The following is a 20,915-nucleotide window of genomic DNA, read 5'->3' as shown; positions in this document are numbered from 1 at the left end:
CGCGACCCTCTAATCCCGTTGCCTCAATGCATGTTCATGCCGCCGTCGACGACGATCGACTGGCCGGTCATGAAGTCGCTGTCATCAGAAGCAAGAAAGATCACCGTGCCGACGAGATCCTGCGGCACTTGGTCGCGCTGAAAGGCGCGCCGCTTTCTGCGGTCGGCGAGCTGCTCGGGGCTGGTGACCCCTTCCTGGTTGGGGCCCGAAATAGTCAGGCCGGGCATGATCGAGTTGACGCAGATGTTGTCGCTGCCCACCTCGCGCGCCAAGGCGCGGGTAAACGAGAGCACCGCACCCTTCGACGAGACGTAGTGCAAAAACATCGGCGTGCCGGTTTGGGTCGTGCCCGACGAAATATTGATGATCTTGCCTTTGCCCTGCTGTTTCATCGACGGATAGACGGCTTTGACGCAATGCCAAAGTCCTTTGACATTGACCGCCATGACGCGGTCCCACTCGTCGCCGTCGATTTCCATGAAGGCTTTCTTCTTGAGCGCGGAATAGAGCCCCGCGTTGTTGACGAGAATATCGATGCGGCCGTAGGCTTTGAGCGCGGCGGCCGCCATGGCTTGAGTTTTTTCTCGCGACGTCACATCCACCGCGACGGCGATCGCTGCGCCGCCGGCGGCTTTGATTTCCGCGGCGACCTTCTGCGCTTCGGTGTCTTGAATATCGGCGACGACAACCTTCGCACCTTCTTTCGCGAGACCGTGGGCATAGGCTTTACCGATGCCCACGCCGCCGCCGGTGACGATGGCAACTTTGTCTTTCAAACGCATGATGAGCCTCCTGTGGGGGAGAATTCAGAAGAATATCTCGCGCCGAGGCGCTGAGTTCGGAAAATATTTTTTCTCTGCGATCTCTGCGCCTCTGCGCGAGATACTTTCTTAAATCTTCAGCCGGTAAAAGTTCACTGGGTTGTCGTGCAGGATCGCTTTCTTAGTTTCGTCGCTGATGTCGTCCCGTTCGAGAAACTCCGGAATATCGCGCTTGAACATGTCCGGCAGCCGCTCGTGCGGATAGTCCGAGGGCCACATCAAGCATTTGGGATTGAATAGTTTCAGCACCGACGGCAGCGCTTTCTCCTCGACTTCGCAGGTGGTCCAGATCTGGCCATTGCGGATCAGCTCGCTGGGTTTTTGTTTCAACAGCGGCGCCTGAACGCGGTAGGGCTTCTCCATCTCTTCGTCCATGCGGTCCATCATGTAGGGGAGCCAGCCGCAGCCGGCTTCGAGATACGCCACGCGCAGTTTGGGAAAGCGCACGAAGACACCTTCGAAAACCATGTGGGTGAATTGAATCAAGATCGCGAACGGATGTTCCAGCGTGTGGACGTGGAGAAACTTGTTGAAGAAATCGAAGCCCATGCCGCGGCTGGGCGCGCCGTGGATCGTGAGCGGCATGTCGAGCTTCTCCGCCGCTTCGTAGATTGGATCGAAGTCATGGTGGCCGTAGCCCTTGTGCAGCCAGGTGACGGCCGGCATGAGACCGGCGACGAAGCCGAGCGACTTCGCACGCGCTAATTCTTTGGCGGCCTCGATGGGCTCATGCACCGGCAAGAGCGCCACGCCTTGCAGGCGCGGGCTCACCTTCAAAAAGCGGTCGGAGAGCCAAGAGTTGTAAGCCCGCGCGAGCACGCAGGACCACTCGGGATTCTGTACTAGCCCCAATCCTAATCCGCTGGTGGGGTAGAGAACCGTCAAGTGGACCCCTAACTCGTCCAAGAATTGCAGCCAGCGCGAAGCCGGCGTCTCCGGATCTTTTCCCGGCACACCGGTGCCGCGATTCCAGCCGTCGAGCGACGGAAAGTAGCCATAGGTCTCGAAGCGCGGTGCGCTGGAGTAGCGGCCGCCGAGGTAGTCGTGCAGCTCGCGATCTTTTTCCAAGATATGGCCGTCGGCGTCGATGATCGGATAGGAAACGTTCATGGCAAACTCCTCATAACGTCATGCCGGCGCAGGCCGGCATCCAGGTTGGGTTGAGGGATGGATACCGGCCTGCGCCGGTATGACGGAACCTTCGATCCCATTAAGGGTGCAGTGTTGAACACTGGTGCCTCAAAGAAACGATATCCCGCCGTCGACGTTGACGGTTTGTCCTGTCATGAAATCGCTCAACGGCGACGCGAGAAACAGCATGGCGCCGACGACGTCCTGGGGCACTTGCACGCGCTTGAGTGCGCGCAGGCCCGCCGACGATTCGCGCAGGCGAATCGTCGCTTCGTCCGGGTTTTCTTCCGATAGCGTGTTGCCCGGCGCCAGACAGTTCACATTGATGTTGAACTCACCGACTTCGCGCGCCAGCGTGCGGGTGAAACCGATGGTGGCGGTTTTCGACGTCACGTAGTGAATGCGCCCCGGGCTGCCGGCGAAGACCGTTCCCGAGGCGACGTTGATGATCTTGCCGGATTTCTGCGCGCGCATGGTCGGCAAGACCGCGCGGCAGCAGAAAAACAGGCCGCGCAGATTCACCGCCATCAAACGATCCCACTCATCAGGGTCGATGGTTTCGATGCGGCCGCGGTTCATCGGCACGACCGAAAATACCGCGGCGTTGTTGATCAATACATCGATGCGGCCAAAGCGCTCCAGCACTTTGGCCGCCATGTTTTTTGTTGATGCTTCGTTCGAAACATCGGTGTGCAGCGGGAAGGGCGATTCATGAATCGCCCCTACGATTTCGGCTGCAGCTTTTTCCGCGGCGGCCTGATCACTGTCGGCAATCACCACCCGCGCTCGAGCGCCGGCAAACCCTTTGCAGTAGGCTTTGCCGATACCATGGGCACCGCCGGTGACGATGACGACTTTGTCTTTGAGGCCTTGGATCATGCAATCTGTAAGGGCGACCGGCCGGTCGCCCCTACCTTTTGTTTTAACCGATCGCCGGATTGATCAACGCCTTGGTCGGGAACGTGCCCGGCACTTCGCCGCCGATGGAGCGGATGCAGTGCTCGATGTCTTTTAAGGGAAAGACGTGGCTGACCATTTGCTCAACCGGGAATTTGGTCTCTTCGATGATGCGTAGCGCCGCTTCGGTGGCGTCGTTGTCGGCGGTGAAGCAGCCTTGGAGCTTGATCTCGCTCCAGACTAGTTTGTCCATGAGCATCGGCGTCACCGTCGTGTCGCCGGTCAAACCGCCGAGGACCATGGTGGCCTGGCGGTGCAGGCAGTCGACTGATTTCAAGATCGCATTGGGATTGCCGGAAACATCGACGACCACGTCGCACATCTCGCCGTTGGTTTCTTTACGAACGACTTCGACCACGTCTTCTTCTTCGACGTTAATAACGCGCGTGGCGCCAAATTTTTTCGCCAAATCGAGCCGCGGTTTGTCGCGGCCGATGCCGCTGACGAAAATTTTCGCGGCGCCGCCGTGCTTGGAAGCAAAGGTGCAGGATAGCCCCTGCTGGCCGGGGCCCTGGATCAAAACGTAATCACCCATCTTAACGCCACCCCGTTTGAGCGCCCACTGAAAGCCGTTGGCCATCACGGAGCCCACGAGCGCGGCCGCTTCAGCAGAAAGCGACTCGCTCACTTTGGTGCAAAGCACGTCGGGCGCGAGATAGAGATAATCGGCGAAGCCGCCAAACAGATGCGGCGGCTGGTCGCACTTGGTGCGTCCGCCGTAATTGGTTCTTTGCCGGCAGAAGCGCTGATTGTTGCGCCGACAGTCGGGGCAGCGGCCGCAGCCCAGCGCGCCCTTGAGAATGACCCGGTCGCCTTCTTTGACGTGGTGGATCGCCGCGGCCTTGCTGCCGAGCTTCTCGACCCGGCCAAGGATTTCATGGCCGAGGATGATCGGGTAGTCGACTTTGAGCTTGCCGTGGAGATACTTGACGTCAGTGCCGCAGACGCCGCCTATCTCGACTTTCAACAATCCACCATCGGGCGGAATGTCGGGGATGGGGTATTCGCGTAGTTCCAGTTTGTCAGGGCCTAGTAGAGTTGCGCCTCTTGAGCTTGCCATAGTTTGTCCTCCTTTATTGATGAGTAAAATCGCTTATTCTCAGTTCAGTGTTCCCCCCTTTTTGCAAAGGGGTAAGGAATCCTTCTCAGCTATTTGACTTTGTATTCCGCCATCACCTTGTCGATGAAGCCACTGTTTTCGATTTCTTTGACCAGCGACATGTCGGCGTAGCGTTCGGGATTTTCCTTCAAAACCTTGGGATCCTTCTTGCCGACTTCTTGAATCGGCAGCTCGAAGTATTCTTTGGCAGGGTAGGGCCTGAGCGGAAAATCGTACTCGCGAAAGTTTTCTTCCAATATTTCACGATCTTGAACTTTCATGTACTTGGACAACACTTTGAGCGAAAACTCCTTGTTCGCTTTGTAAAGCGCCACGCCCTCGATCATCGCTTTGGTGAAGTTGACCAACTCGGCGCGGGTTTTGGTCAAGTAGGGGCGGCGCGCGACAAACATCAAGCTGGAATAGGGAATGTTCATCTTCGAGGCGTCGACCAAGAGCGTCATGCCGAGTTTGCGCGCCTGAAGCGTCATCGGCGGCGTCAGCATGGCGGCGTCGGCGTTGTTGGTTTCCACCGCGGCGATGCGGTTGGATTGATTGCCGACTTGCAGCAAAGCCACGTCGATTTCCGGTTTCAACCCTTCGCGCTGTAGGAGATAGCGAGCCGCGAAGTCGGCGTTGCTGCCAAAGCGGCTAATGGCCACCCGTTTTACTTCTTTGAGGCTCTTGATGCCTTTCTTGGCATAGATGCGATTATCCATCGTATTGCCCAGGCGGCCGAACATGAGCAATTCCAACTGCGGCGTCGAAATCACCACCTGCGGCGAAAACATCCCGACGTGGGCGTCGCCAGAGGTGAGCGCCGCTGCCGCGGAGGAAGCGCCTTGAATGAATATGAGTTGCACACTGTTGCCGTATTTCTCGAACAGCTTGGCCTCTTTGGTCACCCAGAGCGGGGCGAACTGGCCAACCTCGCTGGTCCAAACGACATTTATGTTGGCGGCCGCCGCCGGGCCGGCCTGAAGCAAAACGAAAGCCAGCAAAAGAAACATCTTGCGCAGATACACCATTCGAGCTCCTATTCGGAAAGCCCAATATTGACCTTGCTTCTCGCTTACCTCTATACTTCTGAATCCGTCCTGGAATCAAGTAAGTGAATGGAGGACAAATGATTCGATCGATGTTTTTTCTGTTGGCGTTGCTACTCGGCGGCCAGCAGGCCTTGGCGCAGACGCCGGCGCGCGTGATGACCGGGTACGCGGCGACCTCGGGGCCGCACGCCGTATTGTGGATGGCACGCGAAGCCGGCCTGTTCGAGAAAAATGGCCTGCGCGCCGATGTGGCTTACATCCGTAGCGGCTCGACCATGGCGCAGACTTTGGTCGCCGGCGAAATTCAATTGTCACAAATGGGCGGGCCTGCGATGCTCGCCGCGGGTGTTGCCGGCATGGATGTGACATTTGTCGCTGTCGCGCTCAATACGACGCCGATCGTGATCATGGGCACGGTCAACCGCATGGAAGATCTGAAAGGTAAAGCCGTGGGGGTAACTCGCTATGGCTCTAACACAGACATCTCGGCGCGCTACGCGATCCGCAGGGCTGGCCTCCAACCGGAAAAAGATGTCGCGCTGATCCAGCTCGAAGACTATCCGGGCATTTTCAACAGCATCCAATCCGGCCGCGTCGCCGCCGGCGCGTTGGCCGACCCGTTCACGGACCACGGCAAGCGCATCGGCTTCAAAGAGCTGGCCGATATTGCCAAGTTGGGATTGGAGTTTCCGTTTGTCGGCCTGGCGGTGAAAAAATCCTACATCAAAGACAACATGGATACGGTGCAGCGCTTCGTCCGCGCCTACACCGAAGCCATCGCGCTCTATATCAACAATCGCGAGTTGGCGATGAAAGTCACCGGCAAATACACCGGCATCAAAGACGCCGCGATTCTTGCCTCCACGGTGGACTTTTACGCGCCCAAACTGCAGCGCGTGCCCTATCCGACAGCGGGCGGGATAAAGTTCGTGCTCGAACAGGTGGCCGTGCGCGATCCTCGGGCGAATAGTTTCGCGCCGGAAGCTTTCATGGATACCCGCTTCGTCAGACAGCTCGAAGACAGCGGCTTGATCAAGAGTTTGTATCCGAAAGGTTAGACGAGAACCACGAAACACAGGAAAATCACGAAAAATCGATTGTTTCGGGTTTTTCGCTTTACTAACGCGTCAACATCAACCCCATCAGTATCACAATCGGCCCCAGCGTCGCGTTGATTTTAAGCAGCGTGAACCAGCGCTGCCATTGCGCGCGCAGCTCCTCGGGCCAAACCATGGCATGGGTCGGCGCCCGCTCCGTCAACGCGGCGAGTTGCGGGCCATATTTGAAAACCTGCAGGCAGTGATGCACCACCATCGCCAGGAAAAGAAAGAGCTTGATGGACAAGCCCAACATGTAGGACGGCGCGAGCGGCAGGTTGCTGGCATGGCTGCGCAGTATGATGTTGGCGATGCCGGTGATCAGAAGCACAATGATCGCCAGCCAGGAGAGTTTTTCGAAAGCCAAACGGCCGCGATGGAGCGCCCGTATGCCGATATTGGGCTCCAATTGATGCACTGCCGGGCCGTAAACCACTAGAAAAAAGGCTATGCCGCCGAGCCATAGGGCGATCGCGACCAGATGGAGCGACGCGCTCAGGGTGTACCAAACATTCATCGAAAAAAAATATCTCAGTTCGTAAGAGTGCGCCACACAATCGCATAAAAGCTTGGTAATTCAAAGAGATTTTCGCTTGAAATGGTGGAATCGCTGTGTTAGCAAAGAAAAGTTTCCACGCCATTTTCGCAAAATCATTTTTTAAGGATGGTTGACTAGATGCTTCAGTGGTTGCCGGAAAATGTCTCGACGTACGGCGGTGAAATAGATTCACTATTCTTTCTCATCTACTACATCACCGCGGTCGCGTTCGTATTGGTAACCGTGCTGATGGTGGTGTTTCTCTTTATCTATCGCGAAACCGGGGGACGGCGCGCGACCTATTCCCACGGCAACACGACATTAGAAATCATTTGGACCATCGTGCCGGCGGCGATTCTGATTGTGTTGGCTTTCATGAGCGCCAACACCTGGGCCAAAGTGAAGCGCCATGCGCCGGCGAGCGATTTTGAAATCTCAGTGGCGGCAAAACAGTTCAATTGGGACGTCGCCTACCCGGGTGCTGACGGCAAGTTGGGCACCGAAGACGATGTGAAGTTCGACAACGACATTCATGTGCCGGTCAATAAAGTCATCCGCATTCAACTGACATCGAAGGACGTCATCCATAGCCTGTTCGCACCGAGCCTGCGCCTAAAACAAGACGCGGTGCCGGGGCGTAATATTCTTGTCTGGTTCGAGGCCACCAAGGCCGGCAAATATGAGCTGCCCTGCGCCGAACTCTGCGGCTTCGGCCACTCGGGCATGAAGGGCTGGCTCTACGTGCATAGCGCGGAAGATTACAAGAAATGGGCTGACCAGAACCTCGGTGGCAAACCGGCCGCCCAAGCCGAAGCGCCGGCTCCGGCTCCGGCAACCGCCGCGCTTCCACCGGCGGCCAAACTCTATTTCGCAGTGGGCGCCAACGCTCTCCCCAAGGAAACGCCGGAGACGTTGAAAGTTATTCTCGACTATCTCAATGCCAACCCGAGCAGCAAAGCGGTGATTTCCGGATATCACGATCCCACCGGCAACAAGGCGCAAAACGAAGAGCTCGCCAAAAACCGCGCCAGGGCCGCGCGTGAAGCGCTAAAAGCAGCCGGCATTGGTGAAGACCGTGTTGTCATGCAAAAGCCGCAGGAAACGACCGGCACGGGCAACGACGCTGAGGCCCGGCGAGTGGAAGTCAGCATCCAGCAGTAAGGAACTATACGCCGGCACGGCTCAGGACGAGCCGAACCAACCAATCTCGCATAGAGTAAGCAGGTTTCTGAGTTTTAGACGGAGGATCTTAAGCGATGAGCGAAGCAGCCCACGCGGCGCACGGCCACCATCAACAGAGTTTCATTAGTCATTATATTTTTTCGCTCGATCATAAGATGATCGGGCGGCAGTTTTTGTTCCAGGGCTTATTCATGATCTTGGTCGGCGGCTTGCTTGCCATGCTAGTCCGCTGGCAGCTGGCTTGGCCGGAAACACCGGTGCCGGGTTTGGGTTTTATCTCGGAGCCCTACATTTACCCCGGTGAAAAGGGCGGCGGCATCATTCCGCCGCAAACGTATAACGCCTTGTTCACCATGCACGCCACGATCATGATTTTCTTCGTCGTCATGCCGATCATGGTCGGGACCTTCGGCAATTTTCTGATTCCTTTGATGATTGGCGCGGGAGACATGGCGTTTCCCAAGCTCAACATGTTTTCTTTTTGGGTGTCGTTTGTCTCGGGCATCGTGATGCTGGCGAGCTTCTTTGTCGCTGGCGGGCCGGCGGGAGGAGGTTGGACGAGCTACGCAACGCTGTCGGCGCGAAGCCAGTACACCGGTGTTGGGCTGGGGCAGAATTTATGGATCATAGCCCTGCTCATCAACGGCGTTTCATCGTTGATGGGCGCTATTAATTACATTACGACCATCGTCAACATGCGCGCGCCGGGCATGACCTATTTTCGCATGCCGCTGACCGTCTGGTCGCTGTTTGTCACCGCGATCCTCTTGCTTTTGGCGCTGCCGGTTTTGACGGCGGCGCTGGCGATGCTGCTTTTCGACCGCACCATGGGGACGAGCTTCTTCTTGCCGGAAGGCGGCGGTGAGCCGCTGCTCTGGCAGCATATGTTCTGGTTCTTCGGCCATCCGGAAGTTTATATTCTGGTGTTGCCGGCCATGGGCGTGACCTCCGATATCCTTTCGACTTTTTCTCGTAAGCCGATCTTCGGTTACCACGCTATGGCATTCTCAATGATCGCCATTGCGTTTTTGTCCTGGATCGTCTGGGGCCATCATATGTTCGTCAGCGGTATGAACCCGCTTTTGGGCACCGCGTTCATGATGACGACCATGGTCATTGCAGTGCCGTCAGCGATCAAGACCTTCAATTGGCTCGGCACACTTTGGGGCGGCACGATTCGTTTCACCGCGCCGATGCTGTTTGCGCTCGGTTTCGTGTCGAACTTTTTGATCGGCGGCTTGAGCGGCATCTTCATGGCTTCGACGCCGGTCGATATCTTCATTCACGACACCTATTACATCGTGGCGCATTTCCACTACGTGGTTGCCGGCATCGTCTTCGCTTTGTTCGCCGCCGTTTACTACTGGTTCCCAAAAATGTTCGGCCGGTCGATGAACGAAGGCATGGCAAAGTTGCATTTCTTTCTGACCTACATCTTCTTCAACGGCGCCTTTTTCCCGATGCATTTTCTCGGTGTCGGCGGCCATATGCGGCGCATCTACAACCCGATGCAGTATGAATTCCTGCAACCCATGCAACATTGGAATGTGTTTATTACCGTCAGCGCGCTGCTCCTCGGCGCATCGCAGATTTTCTTTCTGTGGAACTTCGTTTGGAGCCTGATCGCCGGTAAGAAGGCCGAGAAGAACCCCTGGCAGGCGAACACTTTGGAGTGGACTGTTCCGTACCCCACGCCGCATGGCAACTTCGAGCATACGCCGACGGTGTATCGCGGTGCTTACGAATACAGTTCTCCGGAAGTAAAAGAAGACTGGCTGCCGCAGGATAGGAACCTGGGAACCAAGGCGGCAGCCCGAGCGCACTGATCGAAAGCAGAAGTATGAAAGCGGAAAGCGGAAAGGGCGGCCATGCCGTCCTTTCCCAGTCCTTCTCTCCCTGGCCGCATCGCCTAGCGGTTGTACTTTCCTGCGCGACTCTTCCTCTCCTTTTTATCGGCGGGCTGGTGACCAGCCTTGGCGTCGGCTTAGCGGTTCCCGATTGGCCGACAACGTTCGGCTACAACATGTTTCTCTATCCGTGGTCGAAGATGATCGGCGGCATTTTCTATGAGCACAGCCACCGCTTGGTGGCTTCCTGCGTCGGCTTGCTCACCATTGTTTTGGCGGTCACATTGTGGCTCAAGGAGTCGCGCAACTGGCTCCGTTGGTTGGGTATCTTCGCCCTTGGCCTGGTTATTTTCCAGGGCGTCTTGGGCGGGTTGCGAGTTGTGCTACTGCGGGACACGTTGGCCATCGTGCACGCCTGTTTCGCTCAGGCGTTCTTTGCCCTGACCGTCTGCCTGGCGGTCTTTACCTCGGCTGAATGGCGCACCGAGATGAAAAATCCGCTCGTCGTTGACGGCGGCAAGCTGCGCCGACTTGCTGCGATCACCACCGGTTTGATTTACGTGCAGGTGATTTTCGGCGCGCTCTTGCGCCACACCGGCGAGCGCTTGGATGGCCATCTGTTATTCGCCGCGCTGGTCGCTGTGCACGTGGTCTTGTTGCTGCTCCGGGTGTTGCGTGCCCATGCCGAGCAAAAAACGCTGGCGCGGCCGGCCGTGTGGCTGGCGATCTTACTGGGTCTGCAGGTCATTCTCGGCACCGTTTCTTACCTTGCCAAGTTTACCGTTGCGCTACGTTGGCCGTTCGAGGCGATTGTAATATTAACGACCTCCCATCTGGTCGTCGGCGCATTGATGTTGGCGACCAGCGTGGTCTTGACGCTGCGCGCGTATCGTTATTCGAGGGGCGCAACCGCAGCTGTCGGTCGTCGTCAGGTCCTATCGGAGCAGCTTCCCGCATGAGCTCGAGCAGCCAAAGCACGATCCTCTCCGGCGCGTTCGTGGCGCGCCGCGTCGCCGATTTTTTTGAACTGACCAAGCCGCGCGTGGTCTTGATGATTCTGATCACGGCGTTTGTCGGATTTTATGTCGGCTCCGGTGAGGTGCCGAATTATTTGCGCCTGCTGCAAATGCTCTTTGGCGTCGCCCTAGCCGCCGGCGGCACGTTGGCGCTCAATCAGTTCATGGAGCGCCAGACCGATGCGTTGATGGAACGCACCCGGCGCCGGCCCGTGCCGGATGGTCGCATCGCCGCGCGTGAGGCGCTTTGGTTCGGCGTCGCCGTCGCCTTGGCGGGCCTGGTCTACCTCTGGTTAGCGGTGAGCTTGTTGAGCGCTTTGGTTACGGCGTTTATCACTCTGAGCTATCTGGTTCTTTACACGCCGATGAAGCCGCGCAGCTCCCTGTGCATGCTCGTGGGTGCGGTGCCGGGCGCTCTGCCGCCGGTCATCGGCTGGGTCGCCGCGCGCGATAGCCTGGACGTGTCGGCATGGGTTTTATTTGCCATCATGTTTCTGTGGCAGGTGCCGCATACGCTGGCGATTGCGCGGCTTTACTGTGAAGATTATGCAAAAGCCGGTATTCAATTTCTGCCGGTGATCGAGCCCGAAGGCAGCAGCACGAGTCGACAAATCGTTAGCCACACGGCGGCCCTTTTAGTGGTGAGCCTCTTGCCGACGCTCTTGGGTGTCGCTGGGCCGATTTATTTCGTGGTGGCGTTTGCGCTGGGCGTTGGCTTTCTGGTCTATGGCATTCGCTTAGTACTTGACTCGACCCTCAGGCGGGCGCGCCACTTGCTTTTTGCCTCGCTCATCTATCTTCCCGTGTCATTGCTGGTGATGGCTTTAGATCGAGTGCCTCATTGAGTACAATGACCACCATGGACCGACATACGGCAGCCAAGTGGCAGCCGAAGATATCCCGCTTCGGCCTCTTGTTAAGTGGGTTTATCTTGCTTTACATCGCCGCAGTCGTCGCTTTTATCATCGCGTACTGATGAGGTAGCGAGCCATGGCGCAAGAATCGACCGCGAGGAAGTTGACCGAGTTCGAGCCGGTTGCCGTCGGCAAAGCGGCGCGCTTCGGTGGCGGCGAGCCACCGGCGCCGCCGGTGCGGCCGAACCGGCCGATCGCCGCAAATGCTTGGTTGGCCGTAGTCATGTTTCTCGGCGCCGAAGTGATGTTTTTCGCCGGATTGATCGGCGCCTATCTGGTTTTTCGAGTCAACGCCGTGCATTGGCCGCCGCCCTTTCAGCCGCGTCTACCGGTGGGGGTGACCGGTGTCAACACGATCATCCTGATCGCCAGCGCTTTTACCATGTGGCGCGCCTTGAAAGCCGCGCGGGTGAGCGATCGCATTGGGCTGGTGCGGTATCTTGCCATTACGGCAGCGCTGGGGACGGCTTTTTTGTTCATACAAGGCTACGAGTGGGCGCAGCTCCTGCGCTTTGGTCTGACCGTGAGCAGCAGTGTCTACGGCGGGCTGTTTTACACGCTGATCGGCTTTCACGCGCTGCACGTGTTCGGCGGATTGACCTGGCTGTTGGTGGTTTTGCTGCAAGCCCGTCAGGGCAGCTACACTGGCCGGCAGCATGTCGGCGTGCAGACCTGCAACATGTACTGGATGTTCGTCGTCGCGCTTTGGCCGGTGCTCTACGGGCTGGTTTATCTTTATTGACAGAGCAGCAGGGTTGGGCTAGTTATCGAAAGATAATTTTATGAAGGCGAAGGTTCTTGGTGTAGCGTGCGGCGTGCTTGTAGCGCTGGCACAGCGCGCGTATGCCTGTTCGGTTTGCATCACCGGCGAGAACGATCCCACCGCCGGGGGCTTCAATGCCAGCGTGCTATTTTTGCTGGCGACGCCGTACCTGGTGTTTGGCACCATTGGAACGGTTCTTTTCGTGGCCTATCGACGGGCGGTCGCCAAGCGCGATAACGAATCGCAAGAAACGGTGGCTCCGATAGCTTTGAATCAGGAGGAAAGTGCAAGATGAGTGAGGCTGTTGCGGCGCACGGCGGACATGGACATGTCCAGCCGGCGGAAAAGCCGCTCACCCCGGAGAGCTGGGGCAAGCTCGGCATGTGGTTGTTTCTCGCCGGCGACGCCATGTCGTTCGGCGCTTTGATCGTCGGTTATGGCATCTTGCGCTACGCGAGCAAGAGTTGGCCAGTGCCTTCCGAAGTTCTGGGCATCAACCTGACGGCGATGATGACATTTTTGCTGATTGTCAGCAGTGTCACCATGGTGCTGGCGTTGGCGGCGATCCAAGACGGCAACAAAGCCAAATTTAAAAAGTTCATGGGCTTTACCATCCTTGGCGGCGCGATCTTTCTTGGCCTGCAAGCCTATGAATGGACGCATCTGTTTACAGACATACTGCCCAAGTACAATCTGACTTTCAGCAAGGATCTGTTTGCCACGACGTTTTTTATCTTAACGGGTTTCCACGGCATGCACGTGACCGGCGGCGTGATTTACAACATCTGCGTTTTGATGGCGGTCAATCGCGGTCGCTATCAGGCCAAGCACGTCGAGATCGCCGGGTTGTACTGGCACTTCGTCGATCTGGTCTGGATCTTGATCTTTACGTTCGTTTATTTGCTCTAGCAGAACCGAGAGGAAAACATGTCCACGGCGGCCCACTCGCAGCATAACTACATTAAAATCTTCGTCATCTTGACGGTCCTGACGGTCATCGAAGTTGCGGTGACTTTTCTCGGTCTGTCGAAGATGACGTTGGCGGCGATCCTGGTAATATTGGCGGTTTGGAAGGCGGCGTTGGTGGCTTTGCATTTCATGCATTTGAAGATGGAGAAAAAGACGCTGACGATCATCGCGCTTGTGCCCTTTGCGCTTTGCGTTTTTTTGATCCTGATGCTGCTGCCGGATATCTATCCCCATTGATTTCGCTCACCGATCTACCGACTCTCAACGCGGCGCTGAACTCACTCAGCGCCGTTTTGCTTTTCACCGGCTATCTTTTCATTCGCGCGAAAAATCGTGAAGCGCACCGCCGCTGCATGCTGCTGGCGTGCGCCAGCTCGGTGTTGTTCTTGATTTCGTATTTGATCTATCACTTCAACGTCGGCTCGGTGAAGTTCCAGGGCCAGGGCTGGATTCGTCCGGTCTATTTCACGATTCTGATCACGCACACAGTCCTCGCCACGGCGATGGTGCCGCTGGTGCTGATGACCCTTTCGCGCGCGCTGCGCGCAAGGTTTGACGCCCACCGGCGGATTGCCCGCTGGACGTTGCCGATTTGGCTGTATGTTTCGGTGACCGGGGTGGTGGTTTACTGGATGCTGTATGTGCTTGTGCCATCGGATTGACAGGCTGAAAAGCTTCGCGATACAGGTTGTCGTTAGTGGAGAATAACATGAAATCCATCGGTATCGTCGGTTGCGGGGCGATCGGCAAAGCGCTCATCAAAGCGGTTGAAGACGGCAAGCTTGCTGTGCGGGTTGCCGCGGTCACCAGCCGGACCGAGTCGAAGGCGCGTGAGTTTCTCACGGCGTTTAAGAATCCGCCTCCTTACATGTCCCTCGACGGGTTGATCGCGGCGTCGGACTTAGTAATCGAGGCCGCCGGCGGCGATGTTGTATTGGAATTGGCGCAAAAAGCTTTCGCCGCGGGCAAGGAGCTGATGGTGATTAGTGTCGGCGCGGTGGTGGAACATCCCGAGATCATGGAGCTGTCGCGCAAAACGGGTTGCCGCCTCTACCTGCCTTCCGGTGCCATCGCTGGTTTGGACGGCATCAAGTCGGCATCGGTGGGCGCGATCAAGCACGTGACCCACACGACGCGCAAACCGCCGCTCGGTTTGGAAGGCGCGCCTTATCTCGTTGAGCGGGGCATTTCGCTGCTCGGGCTCACAGAGGGAAAAGAGGTTTTTTCCGGCAACGCGCGCGAAGCCTGCCGAGGATTTCCGGCCAACGTCAACGTCACCGGCGCGGTCAGCCTGGCGGGCATCGGCCCGGACAAGACCCGCGTGCGCATCGTCGCTGTCCCCGGCCAGGCGCGCAACCATCACGATATCGACATCGAAGGCGAGTTTGGCTTGCTCCACGTGCACATTGAAAATATCCCGAGCGAAAATCCGAAAACCGGCAAGCTCACGGCGCTGTCGATCATCCGCGCAGTGCAGGACGCGATCGATCCGGTGCGGATAGGCAACTAGTGGCGCTGAGAAACTTTCACCACGCAGACACGAAGATCACCGAGGCAAGAAAAGCAATAAACAAAACTTCTATCCGAACTCCGTGTCCTTCGCGTCTTCGTGGTGAAGTATTTTTCCCATACACATGAATAACAGCGATCTCATCGTCCGCATCCTCGAAGCCGCCGGCGTGCGCTGGGTGTTTGGCATTCCCAGCGGGCCAGTGCTGCCGCTGATCGAAGCGCTGCGGCAGAGTTCGGTCAAATTCGTGCTTACCGCCAGTGAAACATCGGCTGGGTTCATGGCGAGCACAGTCGGTTATCTCACCGGCGTGCCCGGGGTTTGTGTTTCTACCGTAGGCCCGGGCGCGACCAATCTTACCACCGGTGTCGGCTGCGCCTGGCTCGATCGCGCGCCGGCGTTGGCGATCACATGCAACGTCGGTTCGGCGTGGTTGGAGCGGCGCATTCAGATGCGCATCGATCACCACGCGCTGTTCAAGCCTTTGACCAAGGCGACTTTTTCTCTGCGCGATGGCCGGGTCAGCGAAACGCTGGCGCAAGCTTTGGCGATCGCCACTGGTGAACCGCCGGGACCTGTGCACTTGGACTTGCCCGAAGATATTGCGCGCGCGAATACGGTGGCCGGCACGGCGAGACGGGAAAATTTCGCTGCGGAGCCGGATTTGTCCAATGATCTGCGTTCTGCGCTGACCCTGGCACTGCAAAACGCGCGACGACCGTTGGTTATCACCGGACTTACGTTTACGCGCAGCAAGGCCGGCGCCGAACTGAAACGTTTCATCGACAAGCAAAAACTGCCGTTTGTGACGACGCTCCATGGCAAGGGTTTTCTGCCAGAAAGCCATCCGCATTGGGGCGGCGTCATCGGCCGCGCGCGCCGAACCGATGTCAAAAAATTCACCGATCAGGCTGATCTCGTCATCGCCGTTGGCTACGACCCCATTGAGATCAATTACGAAGAATGGGTGAAACAAAACACACCGATCGTTCATATCAGCAACGAAGCGGCGGAGCCGGGAAACGGGCTCAACTTCGTTTGGAACACTGCGTGTGACTTCGACCCAGCGGTCGAAGCGCTTAACCGGATTCCCCCAACAAAAAACGACTGGACGCTGGAAGAATTTGCCGCGCAGCGCGAGTTGCTCGATCGCGCGCTGCGCCCGGTGATGAGCGCATTCGCTGCGCATCACGCAATCGACATCCTGCGGGACAAACTTTCGGTCGACGGCATACTCGCTTACGACGTCGGCGCGCATACGCATCAGATTGCTTCCCAATGGCGCACGGATTTGCCGAAGACTTTGTTGGCGACCAACGGTTGGTCGTCGATGGGCTACGGCATGCCTGCAGCGTACGCAGCGAAATTGGTTCATCCCGAACGACAGGTTGTTTGTGTCGTTGGCGACGGCGGCTTTCAAATGACCGGCGGTGAGTTGGCGTTGGCGCGCCGCTTGAATCTCGCTGTGCCGATCGTGGTGCTCAACGACGGCTGGCTCGGCTTGATGAAGCGCAAACAGGAACACAATCACAATCCGCTCTCCGGGGTTTTTCTCGGCCCGCCGCCGGAATCGCCGGCGCACTATTTCGGTGTGCCGTGCCGCGGTGCCAAGACGGCTGATGAGTTTCGCGCCGCGCTGGCGTGGGCTTTTTCTCTCGGTGGCCCGAGTGTGGTCGAGGCGTTCACCGATGTCGAAAGCTATTCCTCGACGGTGTTCGATTGAAGCGCAGCAAATCTGATGGCTGAGTCTGCCGCTGCGCGCGATCGTTTTCGCTGGACCATTCTCGCGCTGATCACGACCTCACACATCATCGCTGCCGCCGCGCAGTACGGCATCAACACGCTGGGGCCTTTCTACAAAGACGACTTGGGGCTGACGCGCGCTCAAGTCGGCTTGTTCTTCTCATCGTTTTACCTCGCCATGACCGGCTTTTCGTTTTTTGCCGGCAAACTGGCGGATCGCCTCGGCGTGCGCCGGACGACGCTGCAGGGCCATTTGGCCGTCGGTGTGTGCACGTTCGGCGCGGCGCTGATGCCGTCGTTTACCTGGGGCTGCGCGAGTTTCTTTCTCGCCGGCTTGGGTTACGCTTTTCTCAATCCGTCCTCGAGCAAGGGCGTCATGGCCTGGTTCCATCGCGACGAGCGCGCCACAGCGATGGGCACCAAACAGACCGGCGTGCCCGCCGGTGGCGTGCTGACGGCGATGCTGGCGCCGCAGCTCGTGCTGCTGATGGGCTGGCGCGGTGCCTTGGCGGCGTTGGGCGCGATCAATTTTTTTTTCGGCTTTTTGTTTTCGTTTTGGTGGCGCGAGCCGGATGAAAAACATGCACCCGAGGAAGATCGCGAGACCGCCGCACAGGCAGCCAATGAACCCTTGAATGTCTGGAAATTCGTGCCGATCAGCGTCGGCACCGGGCTCTATCTGATTGGGCAAATGTCATTGATTACCTACGTGCCGCTCTATCTCAAAGACTCGATGGGTTTTTCTGCCTACTGGGCGAGTCAAGCATTGGCGCTGACCCAAGGCGGCGCAGTGATCGGGCGCATCGGCTGGGGCGTGGCGAGCGACAAACTATTCGGCGGGCGGCGCAAGATCGTTCTGGTCTTGATCGGCATTTGCTCGGCGCTATTAACCACGGCGTTGGGCTGGATGACGCCGCAATCGCCGGTGTTTCTCGTGATGGTCATTCTTTTTCTCGCCGGTGTGTCGTTGGTCGGTTATCAAGGCGTGTCCTACGCATTGGCCGGCGAGCTCGCCGGCAAGGCGCGCGCCGGTCAGGCGCTCGGCATGATGATCACCTTCAACGCTGCTGCCGCTACGCTCGGCACGCCGTTGTTCGGCTACATCGTCGATCGCACCGGCTCCTATCCGGTCGGCTGGTTTAGCCTTTCCGCAGCGATTACCGCCGGCGTCATCGGCCTCGCGATACTGCTCGAAGAACCGAAACGGGTGCGCTAGTTTGTGGCTTGAGACCCGAGGGGATTTTCACCGCGAAGTGGCCAGTGAGAAGCGCAATCAAAGCGGATAAGAAATTTGACCGCAGAAGGCGCAAAACTGGGAGAGGAAATTTTCACCACGAAGGACACGAAGATCACGAAAGTAAGAGAAGAGAGTCAAAAAGTCTTCTCCGCACTTCGTGGTCTTCGGATTTGACGGTGTAGGGGCGACCCTTGTGGTCGCCCGTCCGGTGGGCTTGGCTTTCGCCGCCAAGGTGACATGATGAGTCTAGCGGGTCTGTCCGTAAAGCGCGGCATGAGTAAAATCGCTGAAGCTCAATACCCTCAACACACGAACGTTAGTGTCGCAGCGCCGGTGCTGTTTTTCGACGGCGAATGCGGTCTGTGCAATCGCACCGTGCGCTGGCTAATAGCGCGCGACCGGCGCCGTGTGCTGCGCTTTGCGCCGTTGCAAGGCGAGCTCGCGGCGCAGAAACTGCCACCGCTTCCTGAAGGTTTTGAAGAAGGCTCCGTGGCGCTGTGGGACGAAGACGGTGTCCACTATCGCTCCGAGGCCACCCTGCGCGCGGTGGCGCGGCTGGGTGGGATCTGGCGACTTTCTACCATGCTGCTGTGGGTGCCCCAGGCTCTGCGTGATTTTTTTTACCGCTGGATAGCGCGCAATCGTATCCGTTGGTTTGGCCGCGTCGAATCCTGCGCGCTGCTTTCACCGGCAGATCGCGATCGCCTGCTGCTCGATGACTGACGGCGCAATACCGCAGGCCGCGATCTTTGCCTTCGCAGCCAATAATTTCTACAATTTTAGCGTCTAACGGAGTGTTAAACGCGCAGTTGGCGCGCGTGTGGAGGATCGCATGCGAACGTATCTTGCTGTCCGTGTACTCTCTGTGCTGCTGCTCTTGGCCGGCGTCGCGCGCGCCGCTGAGCCCGATCGTTCCCGACCACCGGTACCGGCCGAATGGGTCGATCTGTGGGAACGCTTCCAACGCGCGATGCAGGAACGCGGCGGCCAACTGCGTGATTGGCTCGGCGGCCGCGAATCGCGCGAAAATCGCCCGATCATTTCGCTGATGTTGAATAGTCGCGAGCGCCTCGGATTATCCGACGCCCAGGTGAAAAAGCTCGAACAATTGCGCGACGATTTCGAAAAGCAGAGTATTCGTAACGACGCGGATGCGCGCATCGTCGAGCTCGATATTGCGGCCCTGCTCGACAACGAGCCAGTGGACATGGCGAAAGTGGAGGCGAAAATTCGCGAAGCAGAAAAACTCCGCGCCGACCTGCGGATCGCCCGCCTACGCACCATCGAGCAAGCGAAAGCCGTATTGAACTCTGAGCAGAAAAAGAAACTGGCCGAGCTAACGCCGCCACCGCGCGTCGCCCGCACGCCGCGGGGTAGCAATCCGCCTGCGACCGAATAGGCGCGCGCCGGATACCGATTCAGCCAAGTACAGAAAGGACGCAAAAATCGGAGAGGAGATTTTCAAACGCTTCGCCAAGCCTCATCGCAATGAGCAGGCGACGGTGGCCAAGAACGAATCACTATCAGGAAAAGTTGACATGGCTGCCGGCGAGCGCGGCCAAAGTTTGCCGACCGCCGCCGCGGATGTAAAGGAGTTCCGCCGCCGGCCTCTCGTGAGAAGAGTAGCCGCCTTCGGTAAAGGAAATCCAGCTACGCTCAGGCGGTCGCCGCTTGCTTCGCCGGCACCGGCTCTTTGAGATTGAGGACACGCCGGGCGTTGTCGCACAGGATTCTTTGCTGGTCTTCCTTGGACAAACCGAGCTCCGCGAACACTTCGAGCGCCGGGTTGGGGTCCCAGCAAGGATAGTCGTCGCCATACATCACGTGGTCGATGCCGTAGTAGTCGATGGCCAATTTCATCCCGAGAGCGTGCGGCTGTACGGTGTCGGTGTACATGCGCTTTAAGTACTCGCTCGGCGGACGCGGTAGATTCGCCGCGTTGGAGTTTTTATCCATGCGCCCCGACTGGTACGGCAGTGCGCCGCCCGCATGCGAGACGTAGACCTTGAGAGCGGGATGGCGCTCCATGACACCAGAGACCACGAGGCGATAAATCGTCAAGCTCAGGTCGAGAATCCTGCCGAGCGCGTTGTAAAGCGCGCCCTCCTTGCCGTCGCAGAGTTCGGGGAAGACCACGTCAGTTGGGTGGAGGAAAAGCATGGCCCCAAGCTTTTCCGCGCAGTCGTACACCGGCTCCAGGCTCGGGTCGTCGATGTGCGTTGTTCCGCGCGGCCCGATGGTTCCCGGAATATTTATGCCGACGAGCCCCAACTTCATCGCCCGTTCAAGCTCGTCGACGGCCCGCTTGGGGTCCTGCAGCGGCACGACCCCGCTCGCCCAAACCTTACCGGGATAGCGCGAGACCGCGCCGGCCATCTCATCGTTCCACGTCTGCGCGGCGGCGTATCCGTACGCGGCATCGGTTTCAGAGAAGAACGCCCCGCCCGGTCCGGTGGTGCAGACCACGCCGAAATCGCAGCCGATCTTGGCCGCGGCCTTATCCATGTGTTCCAACGCCGCATCGAGGTCGAACCAATCGGCCCAGGTATCGCGGCGCGCCGCACCCTCGTGCGGCGAAACCATGTATCCGCCGTTCGTAGTCGGGACCGCGCGCGGATAATCGGTGCGCTTGCACAGGGTGTCGTACACCGAGCGCGGATACCAGTGAAAGTGGGTGTCGATGATACGCATCGGGCCTCCTCGTTAAGGTACTACGTCTATCATAAGAGCATGACGAGCCGCGAGACGTGGGTCAATGCCACCGGCGCTTCGTGCTCCCACGCTTTCTTCATGGCGCTCATGACCTTTGCACGCAGCTATCGTACTGCTTTTGCGGGGATACCGTCAAAGACGTTAACTCCGAGAGGTAAGATTTGTTCGAAGGAGAAATTCAGTTCAATAAACCAATTCTCAAAGCCTGAACATCCCGCTGAAAATTTCAAGCGAAAAACGTAATACTCCAGCTCTGCTCGTAGATTATTTCAATTTTTCTTACTGACTGATTTTTTCGGCATTCGTATTTGCGTTTTAAGCGACGATCTC

At 57.9% G+C, this 20,915-nt stretch carries 22 protein-coding genes; 15 read left to right on the top strand and 7 right to left on the bottom strand.

The features are described from left to right. Positions 1-23 precede the first annotated feature (23 nt). The 5 genes from FJ145_14505 to FJ145_14485 form a co-directional block, all read right to left on the bottom strand. Positions 24-785 (bottom strand): glucose 1-dehydrogenase, encoded by a 762-nt coding sequence (locus tag FJ145_14505; protein MBM4262628.1) that lies wholly within the window; start codon positions 783-785, stop codon positions 24-26. A 105-nt stretch (positions 786-890) separates the two neighbouring features. Continuing rightward, the gene (locus FJ145_14500) at positions 891-1,931 is read right to left on the bottom strand and encodes an amidohydrolase (protein MBM4262627.1); all 1,041 of its coding nucleotides are present in this window, start codon (positions 1,929-1,931) and stop codon (positions 891-893) included. Positions 1,932-2,060: 129 nt separating this feature from the next. Beyond that, on the bottom strand, positions 2,061-2,831 hold the full coding sequence (locus tag FJ145_14495) for an SDR family oxidoreductase (protein ID MBM4262626.1): 771 nt from the start codon (positions 2,829-2,831) through the stop codon (positions 2,061-2,063). Between the two features lie 43 nt (positions 2,832-2,874). Continuing rightward, complete coding sequence (locus FJ145_14490) at positions 2,875-3,969, bottom strand: zinc-binding dehydrogenase (GenBank protein MBM4262625.1); 1,095 nt, start codon at positions 3,967-3,969, stop codon at positions 2,875-2,877. Between the two features lie 89 nt (positions 3,970-4,058). Then, positions 4,059-5,036: an ABC transporter substrate-binding protein gene (locus FJ145_14485; protein ID MBM4262624.1), complete on the bottom strand. Its 978-nt coding sequence runs from the start codon at positions 5,034-5,036 to the stop codon at positions 4,059-4,061. A 98-nt stretch (positions 5,037-5,134) separates the two neighbouring features. On the opposite strand from FJ145_14485, the gene FJ145_14480 reads away from it, so the two are divergent. Continuing rightward, positions 5,135-6,115 (top strand): ABC transporter substrate-binding protein, encoded by a 981-nt coding sequence (locus tag FJ145_14480; protein MBM4262623.1) that lies wholly within the window; start codon positions 5,135-5,137, stop codon positions 6,113-6,115. A gap of 61 nt (positions 6,116-6,176) precedes the next feature. On the opposite strand, the gene FJ145_14475 is transcribed toward FJ145_14480, so the two are convergent. Further along, entirely contained in the window at positions 6,177-6,671 is a 495-nt protein-coding gene (locus FJ145_14475; protein MBM4262622.1) for a hypothetical protein, read from the bottom strand. A 159-nt stretch (positions 6,672-6,830) separates the two neighbouring features. Here FJ145_14475 and coxB point away from each other — a divergent pair, with 159 nt between their 5' ends. The 14 genes from coxB to FJ145_14405 all read left to right on the top strand — a co-directional run bounded on the left by coxB (position 6,831) and on the right by FJ145_14405 (position 19,272). Further along, positions 6,831-7,853: a cytochrome c oxidase subunit II gene (gene coxB, locus FJ145_14470; GenBank protein ID MBM4262621.1), complete on the top strand. Its 1,023-nt coding sequence runs from the start codon at positions 6,831-6,833 to the stop codon at positions 7,851-7,853. Between the two features lie 95 nt (positions 7,854-7,948). Continuing rightward, positions 7,949-9,700, top strand: coding sequence for a cytochrome c oxidase subunit I (locus FJ145_14465; GenBank protein MBM4262620.1), 1,752 nt, complete (start codon positions 7,949-7,951; stop codon positions 9,698-9,700). A 14-nt stretch (positions 9,701-9,714) separates the two neighbouring features. Further along, positions 9,715-10,680 carry a cytochrome oxidase assembly protein gene (locus FJ145_14460; GenBank protein MBM4262619.1) on the top strand — a complete coding sequence of 322 codons (966 nt, stop codon included), beginning with the start codon at positions 9,715-9,717 and terminating at the stop codon, positions 10,678-10,680. Next, the gene (gene cyoE, locus FJ145_14455) at positions 10,677-11,582 is read left to right on the top strand and encodes a protoheme IX farnesyltransferase (protein MBM4262618.1); all 906 of its coding nucleotides are present in this window, start codon (positions 10,677-10,679) and stop codon (positions 11,580-11,582) included. The genes FJ145_14460 and cyoE overlap by 4 nt, the downstream gene beginning before the upstream one ends. 145 nt (positions 11,583-11,727) lie before the next feature. Beyond that, a complete protein-coding gene (locus tag FJ145_14450; protein MBM4262617.1) occupies positions 11,728-12,393 on the top strand; it encodes a heme-copper oxidase subunit III in 666 nt (221 codons plus the stop codon). A 40-nt stretch (positions 12,394-12,433) separates the two neighbouring features. Beyond that, positions 12,434-12,709, top strand: a complete 276-nt coding sequence (locus FJ145_14445; GenBank protein ID MBM4262616.1) for a hypothetical protein — start codon at positions 12,434-12,436, stop codon at positions 12,707-12,709. Further along, a complete protein-coding gene (locus FJ145_14440) occupies positions 12,706-13,323 on the top strand; it encodes a cytochrome oxidase subunit III (GenBank protein MBM4262615.1) in 618 nt (205 codons plus the stop codon). The genes FJ145_14445 and FJ145_14440 overlap by 4 nt, the downstream gene beginning before the upstream one ends. Before the next feature lie 18 nt (positions 13,324-13,341). Continuing rightward, positions 13,342-13,620 (top strand): hypothetical protein, encoded by a 279-nt coding sequence (locus FJ145_14435; protein ID MBM4262614.1) that lies wholly within the window; start codon positions 13,342-13,344, stop codon positions 13,618-13,620. Next, a complete protein-coding gene (locus FJ145_14430) occupies positions 13,620-14,045 on the top strand; it encodes a DUF420 domain-containing protein (GenBank protein MBM4262613.1) in 426 nt (141 codons plus the stop codon). The genes FJ145_14435 and FJ145_14430 overlap by 1 nt, the downstream gene beginning before the upstream one ends. 47 nt (positions 14,046-14,092) lie before the next feature. Continuing rightward, positions 14,093-14,893 carry an aspartate dehydrogenase gene (locus FJ145_14425; protein ID MBM4262612.1) on the top strand — a complete coding sequence of 267 codons (801 nt, stop codon included), beginning with the start codon at positions 14,093-14,095 and terminating at the stop codon, positions 14,891-14,893. Between the two features lie 124 nt (positions 14,894-15,017). Further along, positions 15,018-16,616, top strand: a complete 1,599-nt coding sequence (locus FJ145_14420) for a thiamine pyrophosphate-binding protein (protein MBM4262611.1) — start codon at positions 15,018-15,020, stop codon at positions 16,614-16,616. A gap of 15 nt (positions 16,617-16,631) precedes the next feature. Next, entirely contained in the window at positions 16,632-17,852 is a 1,221-nt protein-coding gene (locus tag FJ145_14415) for an MFS transporter (protein ID MBM4262610.1), read from the top strand. A 258-nt stretch (positions 17,853-18,110) separates the two neighbouring features. Beyond that, positions 18,111-18,596: a DUF393 domain-containing protein gene (locus FJ145_14410; protein ID MBM4262609.1), complete on the top strand. Its 486-nt coding sequence runs from the start codon at positions 18,111-18,113 to the stop codon at positions 18,594-18,596. A 109-nt stretch (positions 18,597-18,705) separates the two neighbouring features. Further along, positions 18,706-19,272 (top strand): periplasmic heavy metal sensor, encoded by a 567-nt coding sequence (locus FJ145_14405; protein MBM4262608.1) that lies wholly within the window; start codon positions 18,706-18,708, stop codon positions 19,270-19,272. Positions 19,273-19,529: 257 nt separating this feature from the next. On the opposite strand, the gene FJ145_14400 is transcribed toward FJ145_14405, so the two are convergent. Beyond that, complete coding sequence (locus FJ145_14400) at positions 19,530-20,564, bottom strand: hypothetical protein (protein MBM4262607.1); 1,035 nt, start codon at positions 20,562-20,564, stop codon at positions 19,530-19,532. Between the last annotated feature and the right edge of the window lie 351 nt (positions 20,565-20,915).

This window comes from Deltaproteobacteria bacterium (assembly GCA_016874755.1).
GTDB lineage: Bacteria > Desulfobacterota > Binatia > UBA9968 > UBA9968 > DP-20.
The sequence above is the reverse complement of the archived record's forward strand: the minus strand, read 5'-3'. Positions and strand labels throughout refer to the sequence as shown.

Coding starts and splice junctions, on each gene's coding strand:
- FJ145_14500 (MBM4262627.1), bottom strand. CDS start 1,931: ATGAACGTTTCCTATCCGATCATCGACGCCGACGGCCATATCTTGGAA.
- FJ145_14410 (MBM4262609.1), top strand. CDS start 18,111: ATGATGAGTCTAGCGGGTCTGTCCGTAAAGCGCGGCATGAGTAAAATC.
- FJ145_14440 (MBM4262615.1), top strand. CDS start 12,706: ATGAGTGAGGCTGTTGCGGCGCACGGCGGACATGGACATGTCCAGCCG.
- FJ145_14460 (MBM4262619.1), top strand. CDS start 9,715: ATGAAAGCGGAAAGCGGAAAGGGCGGCCATGCCGTCCTTTCCCAGTCC.
- FJ145_14425 (MBM4262612.1), top strand. CDS start 14,093: ATGAAATCCATCGGTATCGTCGGTTGCGGGGCGATCGGCAAAGCGCTC.
- FJ145_14480 (MBM4262623.1), top strand. CDS start 5,135: ATGATTCGATCGATGTTTTTTCTGTTGGCGTTGCTACTCGGCGGCCAG.
- FJ145_14495 (MBM4262626.1), bottom strand. CDS start 2,831: ATGATCCAAGGCCTCAAAGACAAAGTCGTCATCGTCACCGGCGGTGCC.
- FJ145_14475 (MBM4262622.1), bottom strand. CDS start 6,671: ATGAATGTTTGGTACACCCTGAGCGCGTCGCTCCATCTGGTCGCGATC.
- FJ145_14465 (MBM4262620.1), top strand. CDS start 7,949: ATGAGCGAAGCAGCCCACGCGGCGCACGGCCACCATCAACAGAGTTTC.
- FJ145_14485 (MBM4262624.1), bottom strand. CDS start 5,036: ATGGTGTATCTGCGCAAGATGTTTCTTTTGCTGGCTTTCGTTTTGCTT.
- coxB (MBM4262621.1), top strand. CDS start 6,831: ATGCTTCAGTGGTTGCCGGAAAATGTCTCGACGTACGGCGGTGAAATA.
- cyoE (MBM4262618.1), top strand. CDS start 10,677: ATGAGCTCGAGCAGCCAAAGCACGATCCTCTCCGGCGCGTTCGTGGCG.
- FJ145_14405 (MBM4262608.1), top strand. CDS start 18,706: ATGCGAACGTATCTTGCTGTCCGTGTACTCTCTGTGCTGCTGCTCTTG.
- FJ145_14445 (MBM4262616.1), top strand. CDS start 12,434: ATGAAGGCGAAGGTTCTTGGTGTAGCGTGCGGCGTGCTTGTAGCGCTG.
- FJ145_14400 (MBM4262607.1), bottom strand. CDS start 20,564: ATGCGTATCATCGACACCCACTTTCACTGGTATCCGCGCTCGGTGTAC.
- FJ145_14490 (MBM4262625.1), bottom strand. CDS start 3,969: ATGGCAAGCTCAAGAGGCGCAACTCTACTAGGCCCTGACAAACTGGAA.
- FJ145_14415 (MBM4262610.1), top strand. CDS start 16,632: ATGGCTGAGTCTGCCGCTGCGCGCGATCGTTTTCGCTGGACCATTCTC.
- FJ145_14450 (MBM4262617.1), top strand. CDS start 11,728: ATGGCGCAAGAATCGACCGCGAGGAAGTTGACCGAGTTCGAGCCGGTT.
- FJ145_14420 (MBM4262611.1), top strand. CDS start 15,018: ATGAATAACAGCGATCTCATCGTCCGCATCCTCGAAGCCGCCGGCGTG.
- FJ145_14435 (MBM4262614.1), top strand. CDS start 13,342: ATGTCCACGGCGGCCCACTCGCAGCATAACTACATTAAAATCTTCGTC.